This window comes from Mycetocola sp. CAN_C7 (assembly GCF_015752285.1).
Taxonomy (GTDB): domain Bacteria; phylum Actinomycetota; class Actinomycetes; order Actinomycetales; family Microbacteriaceae; genus Mycetocola_A.
The window spans coordinates 62,130-77,101 of sequence record NZ_JADOUY010000003.1 but is presented as its reverse complement, the minus strand read 5'-3'; the positions used below and the strand labels follow the sequence as shown (position 1 = coordinate 77,101).

Genomic DNA, 14,972 nt, shown 5'->3' with positions numbered 1-14,972 from the left:
CCGCGGATTCTCCGGAACAGAAAGGAGCGGATGGCGCTGGGTCAGACGGAAGCCGCGACCGGGCGGGCTGCCTTTACGGCGTCGATACTCGACTCCAGCGCGTGGCCGTAGACCCAGTCGGTATGCGGGGAGACGTCGTCGTTGCTCGCCTTGAACAGCATGTTGCGCAGCAGGCGGGGCAGGCCGTCTACGTGCCACGATTCGCCCCACACCCGCGCGGCGGTCTGCACGCGGGCCGTACGCGGCTGACGAATTTCGGTGAACTCGTCGAACACCTGCCGCCAGGCGCTTACGTTCACGCGACCGTCGACGAATACGGTGCCGCGGGTGAGTTCCTGCAGCGCGGCGGCGTCTTCGAGCGCCTGACAGGCACCCTGCGCAAGGTACTGCAGCATCGGGTGGGCGGCGTCGCCGATGAGGAGCATCCGTCCGTCGACCCACTGCTCGATCGGTTCACGGTCGAACATCGGCCAGCGGATGCCGTGCCACAAGTGCTTCAGGGACTCCTGTACGTGAGGCACACAACCCGCGTATGCCTCCTGCAGTTCCTCGAGGCCCGGCGCCTGCTCGATGCCGCTCTCGAACGACTTCGACCGGAACACAGCGACGGTGTTGAGTAGCTCTCCGCCCCGCAGCGGGTACTGCACCATATGGCAGTCCGGGCCGAAGTACACGGTTACGTCGTTGATGAGCTGGTCACTCGGCAGGCCGGCGGTAGGCACGGTGCCGCGATAGGCGACGTACGCGGAGGAGATCGGTTCATCGTCGGAGATCTGCGTGCGCAACCGCGACTTCAGCCCGTCGGCGGCGAGAACGGCGCCGGCGCGGTAGATGGTTCCGTCGGCGGCTGTCGCGATGGCCTGATCACCCGTGGTGACGACGTTCTCGATCGTGACGCTGTTGATGAGAGTAACCCCGGCGACACGGCATCGCTCGAGCAGCACCCGGTGCAGGTCGCTGCGATGGACGACGACGTAGGGAGCCCCATAGGTGTCGGCGAAGACGCCCGTGACGTCCTGACTGAGCAGCGGCTCTCCGGTGCGGGCGTCCTTGAAGGCGACGTGATCGGGGGTGACACCGACGGCGAGGACCTCGTCGAGCAATCCCCACTTCTTGAGCAGCCGGGTGGCGTTCGGGGCGAGCTGCAGGCCCGCTCCCACCTCGCCGAATTCGGCCGCCTGCTCGAGGAGCATGACCGATGCCCCGTTCTCACGGAGCGTGAATGCGGCGGCCAGTCCGGCCATTCCTCCGCCGACGATCAGCACGTCCTGGGTGGTCTCTGTCATGTTCCTGCCTGACTTCATCGTGATGCGGGAGTGGTGGTTCGGATGCCGCGTCCCGGCAGGGACTCGACGTTGAGCTGTCGCTTTAGCGATGGATACAGCCTGAACCCATTTTCTGCGCTTGGCGGGGTTCTTCTGTGCTACAGAATCGGGGGGGGTGGTGGACGGCCGACGCATCCGCTCAGCCGTCACTTTTGTCGGATTTCACGCTCGGAAGCCGGCACAAGCGACGGATGAACGCCGCAGCCGATCCGTCACGTCAGCTCATCCGTCGCCAATGTCGGATTCTGCGCCCGAAAACGAGCAATCGCGACGGATGAAGCGCAACCGCACCGCGGCATCAGCTCATCCGTCGCGATTCCCGCGTTCTATAGGTTGCGCGAGCCCAGCTGGTCCAGCGGAACCTTGTGAGTCTCGCGGGCCGTCGAGATAGCAATCGCCGAGATGAGGCATGCTGCGGTCGTGAACACACAGGCCGGCCACCAGGCGTTGTCGTTGGCTGTAGAGAGGGCCTGGATGATCGACGGGGCGAATCCGGAGAGGACGATTCCGATCTGGAGTCCGATGGCCATGCCGCTCACGCGGAACTTCACGTTGAACATCTCGCTGAAGAAGACGGGGTAGACGGCGTTCGCGCAGCCGAAGCCGATGGTGATGCAGAGGAAGACGCCGAGGTAGATCATCGGGATGTTAGCTTGGCTGACCGCCCAGAAGAACTGCCAGACCGACGCCGCACCGATGAGGTTGCCGGCGATGAGCACCGGCTTGCGGCCGATGCGGTCGCTTAGTTTCGCGAACAGCGGCTGCGAGATGAGGGCGGTCGCGTAGCCGAATATCGCAGCCCACAACATGGTGCTCGACGGGATCCCGATGACGTTGGTCGCGTAGGTCAGTCCGTAGACGGGAACAACCGAGCTGATCACGATGAGAAGGGCGGCAAAGATCACCCGGACGACGTCGAGCGGCTGATGGCGCAGAAGTTCACTGATCGGAGCGCGCGCGATCTCTTTGTTCGCCTTCTTGTCGGTGAACGCCTCGGGTTCTTCGATCGTGCGGCGGATGATGAGACCGAACACGACGATGATCGCGCTCATCCAGAATGGCAGGCGCCAGCCCCAGGACAACAGCTGATCCTCGGGCAGGGTGGCCACGGCCAGGAACGCGAAGGTCGCGAGAATGTAGCCGACCCAGATGCCATTGAGCATCCATGAGGTGTAGAGCCCGCGCTTGCCCTCGGGGGCATGTTCGAGTGTCAGGGAGGTTGAACCGGCGGCTTCACCTCCGACGGACAGGCCCTGTGCGAGCCGTAGCACGACGAGCAGGATCGGCGCGAGGATGCCGACGGTGTCGTAGGCAGGGAGGCATCCGATGAGGAAGGTCGCGATGCCCATCACGAGCAGCGTCGCGATCATGACGTTCTTGCGGCCGAGCCTGTCACCGAAGTGTCCGGCCAGGAAACCGCCGAGCGGCCGCGCCAGATAGGCCACGCCGTAGGTGGCGAGCGATAACAGCAGGCCGGTCGCACCCGAGTCAGGGAAGAAAACCCGGCTGAAGACAAGCGCGGACGCCGAGGCGTAGATGTACATGTCGTAGTACTCGAGCGCGCCGCCGAAGAAACCGGCGAGCGACGACCGTTTGGCCTGGTTGGAGCTGCGCTTACCTGCAGGTTTCGGCGAAGATGGAGCCTCAGTGGTAGTCGTCATTGACCTTGTCCTTATTGGTAGAAGGGGAGGGAGATGCAGCCGGCTCAGCAGGTGAGCCAACCGCCGTTCACGTCGAGGCTCGTGCCGGTGATGTACGAGGCCTTGTCGCTGATGAGGAATTCGATCGCATCGGTGACCTCGTGCGGCTGACCGAACCGGCCCATCGGCACCTGCGTCGTCATCTGAATGGTCTCGGCGTCCGGCATTCCGCCGGTCATCGCGGTCGCGACGAAACCGGGGGCGACCCCGTTGACGCGGATGCGCCGTGACGACAGTTCGCGGGAGAGCGACGCCGTGAGGTTCTGCAGCGCCGCCTTCGACGCTCCGTAAGCGACGGATGACGGCAGAAAGGGCGGAAAAACGTCGCCGGGCAGCCCGCCGGAGCCGAGCTTCGACGTGATGGAGAGGATGTTAACGATGCTCGCCGAACCATCCTGCGCCATGTGCTCGTACGCCTCCTTGATCAGCAGGAACGGCGCTTTGACGTTGACCGCCATCACCGTGTCCCACTCGTCCTCGCTGACATCGAAGAAGGGGCGCTTGCGACCGTTGTCCTTCGGCGAGATTCCGACGGCGTTGACCAGCACGCCGATCGGGGCCATCGCTGCTGCGGCCCGTGCGGCCTTTCGATTGACGTCGACATCGGTCAGGTCACCGGAAACAGCGGCATGCGCGCCTCTATCGATGACGGGCAGAGCGGATGCCACGCGCTCGGCGGCCTCGGAGTTCGCGTCGGCGACGACGACGACATAGCCGAGCTCGGCCAGTCGATGCGCGACGACGCTTCCGATTCCGCCGCCCCCGCCGGAGACGATAGCGCTTCGCAGTTCAGTCATAGGAGTTCTCCGGTTCTCAATAGTCGGCCCGCCCGCCGGACATGTCGTAGACGAATCCGGTGGTGAAGGATGCCTCTGGTGAGGTGATGTAGGCGACGAGTCCGGCGACTTCATCGACGGTCCCGAATCGACCCATCGGGATGAGGGAGCGCTGGATCGCCCGGCGTTCCTCGGTCATCGCGGCGATGAGCGGCGTCTCGATCGAGGCGGGGGCGATCGCGTTGACCGTCACCCCGCTCGCGGCATACTCCTTGCCGATCGCCTTCACCATGCCGATGACCCCGGCTTTCGACGCGGAGTATGCAGCCATCTGCGGGTTGCCTTCCTTGCCGGCGATCGAGGCGATGTGCACGATCCGGCCGTAGCCGGCCGGTAGAAGGTGGTCGAGCGCCGCCCTGGTCACCGCAAATGCCCCGCCGAGGTTGAGGTCGATGATGCGCTGGAAGGTGGCCTGGGTCGTCTCCGTCGTCGGGGCGACCGGGCCGAGGATGCCGGCGCAATTCACCACGACTTCGAGACCCCCGAGCACCGAGGCAGCCTCGCCGATCGCCTTGTGGACCGAGTCCGCATCGGTGACGTCGATCGCCAGGCGATGCGCGGCCCTGCTGCTCTCGGGCCATGTCGCCTGGGCGAGGTCGAGTCCGACCACGGCGAAACCCGCCTCAGTGAGCCCGTCGACGATTGCCGCGCCCATTCCACTCGAGGCGCCGACGACGACGGCCCGCTGTGCGCGGCTCATGCGGTCGCTCGCTCGCGCTGAGCGGCGAGGTGTGCGGCGACGATGCGCCCGAAGACAGCGCCTTTTCCGAGCGATGTGCCGGTCATGTATGCCGCACCGTGGAATCCACCGGTCACCTCACCAATGGCATACAGGCCGTCGATGATGTCTCCGTCGATGTCGACGACCTGGGCTTTCGTCGTGATGGTGAGTCCGCAGTAGGTAGAGGTCATCAGCGACTTGGCCGGGTAAGCGTAGAACGGGCCCTGGGCAACGGGGACGAGCTGACCGACACCGTTGACGAGCCCGGTACGCCCCAATGGATCGGCCGCCGTTCCCGCGACCATGGCGTTGTAGCTCTCCACCGTCGCTGTCAGGCCGGCGGCATCGATGCCGGCGAGCGCGGCGAGTTCCTCGAGGGTGTCCGCCTTGTGTACGTGCCCGATGCGTTCGAGGGCACCGATGTCCGCGAGAGGAACCCCGTCGTGTGAGAGCGCCCGTACGGTCGAGTCGAAGATCTCGAAGCCCATGCCGTTCGGCTGCCTCAGACAGGCAGCCCCGATGGTCTTGTACGAGGACGACTCATCGATGAACCGGTCTCCGTTTTCGTTGACCACGATCGCACCCATGTAATAGGCGGTCAGCAACTCGTGGAAATCCTCTCCGGTGTCGGGATGCGAGCCGAACGTGGCGGAGATGAACGACATGTCGGTGACTCCTGCTCCCAGCTTCCAGGCCATCCGAAGACCGTCGCCGGTGTTGCCGGGGCCGCCGTACGGAATCGCCGCGCGCTGTTCGGGCGCGAAGATGCCGAGCAGCTCAGCACTGCGGCTGAATCCTCCTGTCGCGACGATCACGCCGATTCGGGCGCCGAACGTGACCACGCCATCCGGGGCATCCGCGATCACACCGGCGACCCGGCCGTTCTCCCGGAGCAGCGAGGTGGCAGCGTGTTCGAACAGCAGCGTTCCTCCGTCGGCGACGAAGCCGTCTGCGAGCGCGCGGAGCACGTCCTTGATCGGGGTGAGGTGACTGCGGGCAGTGCTTTGCCCTGAACTCTGCTCGAGCGGACCGAACCGGATGCCCCGCGCCTTCATCCAGTGGTAGACATCGGTCTGTGCGTCGAGGTACGCGCGCAACAACCGTTCGTCGCTGTGCCCGCCTCCGGCATCGCGGAGATCCTTGAGGAAGAGCTCTTCGGAATCCGTGACATCGGATGCCGCCTGCTCGTCGGTGCCACTGAACGCGAAGAATCCGCCACTCATGGCGCTGGACCCGCCGATCACCGAACGCTTCTCGAGCACCGCGACCTCGAGTCCCGCTTCACGGGCGTGGGCAGCGGCGGAAAGACCCGCGATGCCGGCGCCGAGGATGACGACGTCGTAGGCGTTCTCGGTGCGCTCAGTCATGGTCGGATCCGGTGCTCAGGGTGGAAAGGTACGCGGTGGCGGATGCTCCGGCCCAGCCGCCGGTGAGGAACGCGGGCGCGAGGCCGCCGGCGTATCCGGAGTTCGACAGCCCACCGATGTCGGCGCCTGCCGCGAAGAGTCCGCTCACCGGCTGCCCTGCCGCGTCGAGTGCGCGCGCCTGGTCATCGATACGGATGCCGCCGAAAGTGAAAGTGATAGCGGGCTGCACCTCGATGGCGTGGAACGGTCCGTTCTGCGGCGGCCGCGCGTTCGGGGAGACTGGCACGCCGTCTGCCTCAGCTGATCCGGTCGCTACTGCGTCGATGTAGGCGCGGACGGTCGCGGCGAGAACGGTCGGGTCGATGCCGAAGACGCCCGCCTGCGCGATGAGGTCGTCGAGGGAATCCGCGTCGACATGCCTCGCACCGGCATCCATCCCGACCTGGTAACGGTCGAGTACACCGAGATTCGGGAACGGCTCAGCGGTCGCATCTTCGCGCCGCACTTTCTCGTCGAAGATGAGCACGCCGCGGGCTTCGCGCTGGAAGAGCAGGTCCTGGTTGATGATCTCGTCACCGAGGGTCTCGTCGGTGAATCGCCGGCCGTCGAGGTTCACGAACAGGCACTTATCGGAGTAGTACTGCGAGAACGGAAGGAACTGCTCACGGATCAGTGGAGCGTCCAATGGTGAGGGCATCAGGTGCCCGTAGAAACTGGAGAAGTTTCCGGCGGTACCGGCGCCGAGCGACGTCGCGAGTTCGAGGCCGGCTCCGTTGCTCGTGGGATTGGCACGGTGCAGCAAGCGGTCGCCCCATGGACCCATGTGCTCGGCGAGCATCGAGCGTGAACCCTGGAACCCGCCGGTGGCGATCACCAGCGCGCCGGCGGTGAGCGTCTCACACCGCTCGCCTTGCTCGGTGTCGATCTCGAACGTGTCTCCGTCGCGACGGATGCCGGTGACCCGTGTCGCGAGGCTGATCTCACCGCCACCCGCGGTGATCCGCGCACGGAACCGCGCGAGCAGCTCCTTCACGTCAAAGGAGTACCCCACCCCGAAGGTCATGACGTCGCGCGTTGGTTCGGAAGCGACATGCACGCCTGAGTCGCGGAGCCGGGAGAGGCCGCCGTCGTAGTCGGCGACGATGCGTGCGCCCAGCCGCTTGTCTCCGAGCGGGATGCGGCGTTCAAGCGCGACCACATCCGGCGCGGTCCAGTACATGCCAGCGCTCAGCTGCGACGAGCCGCCGGGCGTCTCGGCCGCGTCGATCACGCGAACGGCGGCGCCGCTCTCGACGGCGGTCAGAGCGGCGTTCAGCCCGGCGATACCGGTGCCGAGCACGACCACATCCACAGCGCTTGAATTCGAGGGGTTTTCCATCGACACTCCTTCGTGTCTCAACCAGCCGACGCAACAGCGTCGGTGTTGAGCGACTCTAAGCCAACCGCTTCTGCGACCAGTCGCTATTTCTTGCCAGCAGAAAGTGACTGGCAAGCCTGGGGCGACGTGAACCTGATCAGCATCCTGAGGAGTGCTAGATCTCGGTCTTTCCAGCCAGGAACGGGGATCAGCGCCTGTTGGGTGCGACCCGTTCTGCCAGACCTTTTCTTACAGGCGGAAATACGCATGTTCACCTGCCGTGGGGAACGTTCCTCCCGGACGGGTTCCACGTTCCCTCCGCGAATCCCTCGACCCCCAGCTCGATCAGTCGTCGTTCGGCGATCAGCCAGAGACCGCTGCGGCGGACGAACCGGTCGTCGTAGCGGAGCCGCGCGGTGCCAACGCTTCCGTCCCACCGTTGGTGCCAGGCGATGACGGAGGTGAGGCCGTTCGCCGCGTCCTCGCCGTCGAATCGTATGCGACTCTGCCCGAGGTGGTGCTGAGTACGGCGGTAGATGCCCATCCGCACCTTCTGGGCGGGAAAAATCGCATCCCGTCCGGTTCGAGGCCCACCATTGCCGGGGCCCGGATCGAAAACACAGTCCTCGGTGAAAGCCTCGGCGACGCTGTCGATGTCGTAATCATCGAGTTTCTCGCAGTAGACGGCAAGCAGGTCGGCGATCTGAACTCGATCGCCGAGCCTCGCTCCCGATAGGTCATTGACAGATGGATCATTCACGGCGCTCTCCTTTGGACGCGGTGCGACCACCGCGCGTGAGCACGGAGGTCGTTGGTGTGCAGGAACAGTACCGGTCGAACGGGACGAATAGTCCAGCATTCCGCAGGCCGGGACGACGCGGCTGATGGCTCCGCCGCTTCTGACGCGGATGTTCTCCGACCAGCCGGACGCGTGGTGTCCCACTTGGCGGGACACCACGCTTACGAGCGACAGCGACCACGCACCTCAGTCCCAGACTGAGAAGGTAGCCGAATTATTCAACGAGTCAGAGAGCGGACCATCATGCTGCGCAAACGAATCGCACTCCTCCGTCGCCGCGCCGACATCACTCTGGAACAGTTCGACGCGCACTGGGCCGGGCCGCACGCCCCGCTGATCCAGCGACTCCCCGGGTTGCGGCGGTATGTGCAGAACCACAGGGTCGCCGCGGCAGACGAGACCATCGACGGCGTCGTCGAGGTCTGGTTCGACGACGCCGTCGTCTCCTCGCCCGAGGTCCATTTCTCGGGCGAGCAGGCCGAAGACGAGCTGCGGTTTCTCTCCGGCCTCAGCGCTTTCGTCGTGGACGACACGAGCGACTACGACCCACCGGCAAAGGTCTGGGCGATTCTCCGCGAACGCACTCCCGGCGCTGCGATGCGGGCAGCCGATAGTTTGCGGAGCGCCCTGCCGTCATCCGAGGTCCGGGTAAACAGGCGGCTGAAAGACGTCCCGGCGATGAGTCGACCCGCCCTCGCCTCTGAGGACCCGTTGCCCGACGTACTCCTGACCATCTGCTTCGACTTGGTAGACGACGCCCTCGCATCGCGCGATCAGGTCGAGTCACTCGTGTCAGCCACCAGTGACTTCGACGGAGTGCGCGTGCTCACAACGTCATCCACAAGGTTTCTCTAGGGCTCGACCCGCATCGCAGGACACGGTTTCCGCACTCAGGATGTCGGCCAGAGCTTCGCCCGTATTGCCGCGATCGTGTCGTCCGGCGCGTGGCTGTCGTCGAGGTGCACGGTCGGAAGTTCGTCCACCTCTTCGAGCAGCAGCCGGACATCCTTGAAGAGCAAGTCATAGGCGAAGTTGTCGAAGTTGTCGGTCATCCAACTCTGCCCGCTCGACGCGGAGACGACATCGAGGAACTGCGCGGCCGGCACGCCCCGGGTGATCGCCAACTCGAGCATTGCAGACGTCGCAAGAGCGTTGTAGGCGCCCAACGTGTTGTTGAGCAGCTTGAGCGTGGCCGGGTCGCCGTAGGAGGCTGTGCGAAACACTCGTCCGGCTGCGTCGGCCACGAGCGTCTCTTCCGAGGGCGTGAACTCCGGCCCGGCGACGAAAAGCGACATGGTGCCGGCGCGCGCCCCCTGCGGCCCCCCGGAGAGCGGTGCCTCGAAGGTCCGCCAGACCGTTGGCGCATCTCCGAGGATCCGGATAGCATCCCGCGAGGTGAGCGTCGTGAGCGCGAACACTGACAGGGGCGCTTCGCCCGCCTGTTCCACGATCGACGCGATGGCCGATTCGAGCTGACCGGCGACACGCACCGCAATGAAGACGGTGTCGACGGCTGCCCAGGGCAGGTCCGCGAATGACGTCACGCTGGCGGCGCCGGTCGTGGCGCTCCACTCCGCGGCACGCGCGGCATCGAGGTCGAGACCGACGACCTCGTGGCCCTTCTCTGCAAGTCGGGCGCCGGTATTGGCGCCGATGGGACCCAGCCCGACGATGGCGATCATGGCTCTCCTTCTTTTCGGGATTCAGATGCTGCGGGACTGGCCGCCGTCGATGACGACGGAGGTTCCAGTGATGTGTCGGGCCTGCTCGGAGACCAGGAACGCGACCAGTGCGGCAACGTCCGCTGCCTCGCCAGGACGGCCCAGTGGCATCCCGGAGCGAAGGTGTTCCTCGGCAGCCGTGGCCGACTGGCCGCTAATCCGAGCGAAGCCCGCGACAAGTCCGTCCCAGCGGGAGGTGGCGATCGGACCGGGGCAGACCGCGTTGACCGTGATCCCATCGGCGGCGAGCTGAAGCGAGGATGCCTTTGTCAGGGCGAGCAACGCGGCGTTCGCCGCTCCTGCGGTCGCCATCCATGGCTCGGGTTCCCGACCGGCAGTGCCCGCGATGTGGACGATGCGACCATAGCCAGCCGAACGCATCGCCGGGGTGGCGGCACGCATAAGTCGCACCGCGCCGATCACCTTCGAGTCGAGCGCAGAAGCCCAGCCCGCTGAGTCGACGTCATCGAAGTGGCCGGCCGGCGCCGAGCCGACCGAGTTCACGAGGATATCGATCCGGCCGTGCGCCTCGAGAACCGCCGCAATGGCGGCATCCGTCGACGCGTCATCGGTAGTGTCGAGTTCCTGCCCGGTGACGACCGAACCGACGAATTGCCCCACGGCCGTTGCCGTCCGCTCCTCGGACCGGCCGCCGAGCACGATGATGTGTCCAGAGGCCGCGAGTTCATGTGCGACGGCGAGGCCGATGCCTGACGTACCTCCAGCGAGGAAGGCGACCCTCGTCGCCGCGCCGACAGCAGCCATCAGGACTGGTAGTCGATCTCGAGCTCGGCAATGTCTTCATCGTCGAGGTTGACGACGATGTTGCCCGGGGTGCGGGTGGTCAGCCAGACGAGCTCTTCTGTGCGACTCGCGTTGCCCTCGATGTGCGGAACGAACGGCGGTACGTAAACGAAGTCTCCTTCTTCCATGTAGATGATCTCTTCGTAGCGCTTTCCGAATCGAATGAAGCCGCGCCCCTTGAAGACGTAGCCGCCGGTCTCGGCCAATCCGTGATGGTGCGCGCCAGAGATCTCTCCGGGGCCGGTGAAGACTTTGCCGAACCAGAGGCCCTCGACTTCGGTGTTCTCCACAGCGACCCCAGACAACCGCAGCGCCTGAGCGGTCTGACCAGGAGCCTCGTGTAGTTCGTCTCTGCGCTGCACGGTCAGTTTCTTCAGTGTGGTCGACGCTTCGGTCATTGCGGTTCCTTTCGTTCGTGACGGCGACGACCCGATGAGCGGATTCACCGTCACGCAGACGGCGTCGTCACAGTCGAGTCTGCGATTTCGCCACGGCAAGGAACGACCGAGACGTCTGGCGTGTCCCACTGAACGGGACGATATGAGGGTGTTCGGTAGCCTTGAAGCGAGAAATGGCCCTTCTGATGCCCCGGCCGAGGCGTTTGTTCCGCGTGGAGGAATTCGCTCTGACTTTTTGCCGCATGGGGATACATTTGCCGAAACTCACCGGTGAGCAGAACCGTACCCGCGGACTACTCTCCGGCCCCCACGCACAGAATTCAAAGGTGAACTCATGGCAGTGACAGTTGAAATCGGGTCCGAGAAAGCTCAGGACCTCAAGAGGCAAAACATCGCCGACCGGCGCATGTCGCGTCGCGCCGTCGTCAGCGGAGCGCTCGGTTCCGCGCTCGAGTGGTTCGACTTCGCCATCTACGGCGCTTTGTCGGCCACCCTCTTCCCCATTCTCTTCTTCTCCGACCTGGGGCCGGCGGGCGCGCTTATCGCCTCATTTGCTACTTTCGGCGTCGGATTCCTTGCCCGCCCTCTCGGCGCAGTCGTCTGCGGTTACCTCGGAGACAAGTTCGGCCGTCGCCCGGTGCTGCTCGGCACGTTCATCGCCATGGGGATTTCGTCGGTCTTCATCGGGCTGCTCCCTACGGGCCAGGGTGTCTTTATCGCCTTCGTGCTCGTCGCCCTGCGCTTCGTTCAGGGATTCTCGCTCGGAGGAGAGGCCACTGGCGCCCAGCTGATGACCATGGAACACGCGAAGGGTGACCGCCGGGGCATCCTCGGGGCTTGCATCAACATCGGTTCCCCTCTCAGCCAGGTCATCGCGAACCTCACGCTCACCGTGCTGGCTCTCGTCCTCTCCGTCGAGGACTTCCAGAGCTGGGGCTGGCGCATCCCTTTCCTGCTCAGCGTTCTGCTCGTCGCCGTCGGTGTCTACATCCGGCTCAAGCTCGAAGAGACCCCGGCTTTCGTCGTGCAGAAGGAGATCGTCGGCGAGAAGAAAGTCAACGGCCTCAAGATCGTCAAGACTCAGCCGCTCACCATCCTCACACTCATCCTCGCCTGGGCCGGATCGGCCATGACCTTTTACGTCGTCGCCATCTACGGCCTCAGCTACATGACTGCGCAGGCCGGCTTCGAGCAGGGTGAAAGCTTCCTCATCCTCGTCATCGGCAACGCGATCTCTGTCGGGGCCGGTCTCTTCGGTGGCTGGATCAGCGACAGGATCGGCCGTAAGCCCGTCCTCTACATCGGTCTCGCCGCCCAATTCGTCGCGCTCGCCTTCTTCTTCCCCGCGGCGAACACCGGCAGCTTCACCCTCGCGATGCTGACGGTCACGGTCGCCCTCAGCGGCGTGCAGTTCGCATTCGGCGCCCAGCCGGCGTTGTTCGCCGAGCAGTTCCCGACCGCTGGACGTTTCTCAGGATCGGCGCTCGCCCTGACCATCTCCGGTCTGATATTCGCGGCCCCTGCTCCGATGGTGGCCGCTGCCCTGGCCGGTGCCGGCTGGTACTGGGGCATCGGCGTGATCAACATGGCGGTCGTCGTGATGTCGGTCATTGCGATGACCTGGGTCAAGGAAAATCGCCACGTTGACCTCGCCACCTACGTGATCCGGAAGTAATACACCGAATGGACAGTACACCGCTGGATCCTTCAGACTCCGATGTCGAGAACATCGGGGCGGGATCCGGCGGCGTTGCTGCTGATCCGTACACGATCGGCGGGCTCGACACGGGTCTTCGGGCGCTCTCAATCCTTCTGGAACGGGACATCACCACGGTGACGGATCTCGCCACCCGGCTCGGCGTCGCCCGCTCCCGTGCACACCGCACGCTGCGCACGCTGGAGCGCGACGGCTTCGTCTCCCCGGCAGCCCGAGGTCGCGGTTTCGTCGTCGGCCCAAGATTGCTTGCCCTGTCGACCCCGCACGGGTCCGACCCGGAACTCCGCTCGCTGCATCGCCCACTTCTCGGCGCTGTTCGTGAGGCCACAGGAGAAGCAGTCCACACATCGGTTCTTCTCGGTGACCAGTTGCTCGTCACCGACGGCAGGCGATCCACGCACGACGTTGACATCGGGCTCCGAGTCGGCATGATGATGCCCGCCCACGCCATGGCCGGCGGCAAGCTGTTGCTGTCGTACCTCGACGACAACCAGGTGCTCGCGCTCTTTCCGAACCCTCGGCTCGCACAGCACGGCCCGAACACGATTCGCGATCGGGACGCGCTTCTCGACGATTTGCGGCTCATCCGCGGCCGAGGCTATGCAACGGCCATCCAGGAGTCTGAACGCGGCGTCGACTCCGTCGGCGTGCTGCTCAGCGGTTCCTCCTGGCGCGACCGCTCAGCATTGGTGGTGTCGGTTCCGGCCGCACGCGGCGGCAGGGCCCAGATCGAGCGGCTCGCTCAGGATGTGCTGCAAGCTCTCGCCCGCGCGCGCGCCGATGGCGCTCGGGCTACTGAAGCCTGAGCAGAGACCCTCAGGCTGACCAGTTGAAGGCGGTTCCCTCGTCGGAGCTGGCGACCGGAAGCGTTCTGATCGGCGAGAAGCCCGTCGGGTACATGATCTTGTTCTCCATGGTCCGGATCATCGGACGGATGACGGCAAGACACTCGAGCCACGCGGCATCCTGCGCAAGGAGAGCGCGCCGTTCACGGCGCTGTTCGAGGTCTTCGTACGCCCAGAAGTGGGTGAGCTCGTTCTGAACGCCGAACTCTGTGACGAAGTAGCCGAGGAACCCACCGAGAATCGCCTTTTGGCGCGGCAGTCCGACGTTCTCGTAGGACGCCATGTAGTCGGCAAGGCGGACCTCGGTGTGCAGGACGTATGTGCGCTCTTCAACCAACATGGGACTCCTTCGAACTCGTGGATCCAGCGTACCGATTGCATTTCCCAGATAGGAAAACCGGTGGCGAATTTCTGTTATGCGGGATAATCGAAGGATGGTCGACCAACTTCAGTCCGTCACCCACGCGCTTCAACTTCTCCGTCTGCTTGAACGGACGGCGCCGTCCGGGGTGTCCGACCTCTCGAAGGAACTCGGCGTCAGCTCGTCGACGGTACACCGGCTTCTCACCACCATGGTCAGCGAAGGCTTCGTGCGGCAGGTCGCGCCGACGAAAAAGTACGGCCTCGCGCGCGGTATCTCGCTCACCTCGCCTTCAGACATCCTGGCCCGCTGCATCCGGAGCGCTGAGGACGATCTCAAACTGCTGCGCGACAGCTCAGGCGAGACGGTGCACCTCGCAGTGCTCAACGGGCTGAACACGCGCTACGTTGCGGCGGTAGAGTCCGATCGGATGATGAAGGTGACCGGGCGCGTGGGCGAAGAGGCCCCTGCGCACGCGACGGCCGCCGGGAAGATTCTGCTCTCCTACCGGAGCGACGACGAACTGCGCAGGCTCTACAACCGGCGGGTGCTCGAGACGCCGACGGAGTTCACAATCGGCGATGTCGACGTCCTGTTGAGGGAGATCGCAGACGCTGGCGCGCGCGGATACGGCCGTAACATCTCCGAGTCGGAGATCGGGGTCTACACGATGGCGGTCGTAGTCGAGGACAGCAGGGGCAAGCCCGTCTGCAGCATGTCCGTGGCGGGCCCCAGCGCCAGAATCATCGCGGGGTCTGGGTCGACGCTGTCGCCGGACGAGGAGCACATCCTGAGTTTGCTCACGCACCATAAAAAGCGGATCGAGCAGGCGCTCGCCGGGAGCTGAGCGGCGGCTCGACAGAGCAGTGCGAGGGCGGTCCGTTCCATGTTCTGCGGCCGCCCCCGAGATCGACAAGAGCAGCGCAAAGTCGCTGCGGCTGAAGCTCAGGGTAAGAGGTCGTGGCGGGAAGGGATCTCGACAGGCGTGGTTACTGAGATTGTCAAAATGCGATCAGCGTCA

Annotated in this window: 15 protein-coding genes; 4 read left to right on the top strand and 11 right to left on the bottom strand. The window is 64.8% G+C overall.

The annotated features are described in order from the left end of the window. Positions 1-41: 41 nt before the first annotated feature. The 7 genes from IWX78_RS07050 to IWX78_RS07020 all read right to left on the bottom strand — a co-directional run bounded on the left by IWX78_RS07050 (position 42) and on the right by IWX78_RS07020 (position 8,066). Positions 42-1,286, bottom strand: a complete 1,245-nt coding sequence (locus tag IWX78_RS07050) for an FAD-dependent oxidoreductase (protein ID WP_196832825.1) — start codon at positions 1,284-1,286, stop codon at positions 42-44. 365 nt (positions 1,287-1,651) lie between these two features. Then, entirely contained in the window at positions 1,652-2,986 is a 1,335-nt protein-coding gene (locus IWX78_RS07045) for an MFS transporter (protein WP_196832824.1), read from the bottom strand. A gap of 44 nt (positions 2,987-3,030) precedes the next feature. Continuing rightward, positions 3,031-3,822, bottom strand: coding sequence for an SDR family NAD(P)-dependent oxidoreductase (locus IWX78_RS07040; RefSeq protein ID WP_196832823.1), 792 nt, complete (start codon positions 3,820-3,822; stop codon positions 3,031-3,033). Positions 3,823-3,838: 16 nt separating this feature from the next. Continuing rightward, positions 3,839-4,561 carry an SDR family NAD(P)-dependent oxidoreductase gene (locus tag IWX78_RS07035; RefSeq protein WP_196832822.1) on the bottom strand — a complete coding sequence of 241 codons (723 nt, stop codon included), beginning with the start codon at positions 4,559-4,561 and terminating at the stop codon, positions 3,839-3,841. Continuing rightward, positions 4,558-5,949, bottom strand: a complete 1,392-nt coding sequence (locus IWX78_RS07030; RefSeq protein WP_196832821.1) for an FAD-dependent oxidoreductase — start codon at positions 5,947-5,949, stop codon at positions 4,558-4,560. Before IWX78_RS07030 ends, IWX78_RS07035 begins: the two co-directional genes overlap by 4 nt. Beyond that, positions 5,942-7,327 (bottom strand): FAD-dependent oxidoreductase, encoded by a 1,386-nt coding sequence (locus IWX78_RS07025; RefSeq protein ID WP_196832820.1) that lies wholly within the window; start codon positions 7,325-7,327, stop codon positions 5,942-5,944. The genes IWX78_RS07030 and IWX78_RS07025 overlap by 8 nt, the downstream gene beginning before the upstream one ends. A gap of 250 nt (positions 7,328-7,577) precedes the next feature. Beyond that, complete coding sequence (locus IWX78_RS07020) at positions 7,578-8,066, bottom strand: nuclear transport factor 2 family protein (protein WP_196832819.1); 489 nt, start codon at positions 8,064-8,066, stop codon at positions 7,578-7,580. Between the two features lie 282 nt (positions 8,067-8,348). Here IWX78_RS07020 and IWX78_RS07015 point away from each other — a divergent pair, with 282 nt between their 5' ends. After that, a complete protein-coding gene (locus IWX78_RS07015) occupies positions 8,349-8,960 on the top strand; it encodes an EthD domain-containing protein (protein ID WP_196832818.1) in 612 nt (203 codons plus the stop codon). Between the two features lie 35 nt (positions 8,961-8,995). Here IWX78_RS07015 and IWX78_RS07010 read toward each other — a convergent pair whose 3' ends face one another. From IWX78_RS07010 to IWX78_RS07000, 3 genes are read right to left on the bottom strand one after another with little or no spacing between them, the layout of a single operon-like run. Continuing rightward, entirely contained in the window at positions 8,996-9,787 is a 792-nt protein-coding gene (locus IWX78_RS07010; RefSeq protein ID WP_196832817.1) for an NAD(P)-binding domain-containing protein, read from the bottom strand. A 21-nt stretch (positions 9,788-9,808) separates the two neighbouring features. Beyond that, a complete protein-coding gene (locus IWX78_RS07005) occupies positions 9,809-10,591 on the bottom strand; it encodes an SDR family NAD(P)-dependent oxidoreductase (protein WP_196832816.1) in 783 nt (260 codons plus the stop codon). Then, a complete protein-coding gene (locus tag IWX78_RS07000; RefSeq protein ID WP_196832815.1) occupies positions 10,591-11,028 on the bottom strand; it encodes a cupin domain-containing protein in 438 nt (145 codons plus the stop codon). The genes IWX78_RS07005 and IWX78_RS07000 overlap by 1 nt, the downstream gene beginning before the upstream one ends. A gap of 334 nt (positions 11,029-11,362) precedes the next feature. On the opposite strand from IWX78_RS07000, the gene IWX78_RS06995 reads away from it, so the two are divergent. Together IWX78_RS06995 and IWX78_RS06990 are read left to right on the top strand one after the other, a co-directional pair. Then, positions 11,363-12,703 (top strand): MFS transporter, encoded by a 1,341-nt coding sequence (locus IWX78_RS06995; RefSeq protein WP_196832814.1) that lies wholly within the window; start codon positions 11,363-11,365, stop codon positions 12,701-12,703. Between the two features lie 8 nt (positions 12,704-12,711). Next, positions 12,712-13,551 carry an IclR family transcriptional regulator gene (locus IWX78_RS06990; RefSeq protein WP_196832813.1) on the top strand — a complete coding sequence of 280 codons (840 nt, stop codon included), beginning with the start codon at positions 12,712-12,714 and terminating at the stop codon, positions 13,549-13,551. Between the two features lie 10 nt (positions 13,552-13,561). Here IWX78_RS06990 and IWX78_RS06985 read toward each other — a convergent pair whose 3' ends face one another. After that, on the bottom strand, positions 13,562-13,930 hold the full coding sequence (locus tag IWX78_RS06985; RefSeq protein ID WP_196832812.1) for an NIPSNAP family protein: 369 nt from the start codon (positions 13,928-13,930) through the stop codon (positions 13,562-13,564). 94 nt (positions 13,931-14,024) lie between these two features. On the opposite strand from IWX78_RS06985, the gene IWX78_RS06980 reads away from it, so the two are divergent. Then, a complete protein-coding gene (locus IWX78_RS06980) occupies positions 14,025-14,798 on the top strand; it encodes an IclR family transcriptional regulator (RefSeq protein ID WP_196832811.1) in 774 nt (257 codons plus the stop codon). Positions 14,799-14,972: the final 174 nt, after the last annotated feature.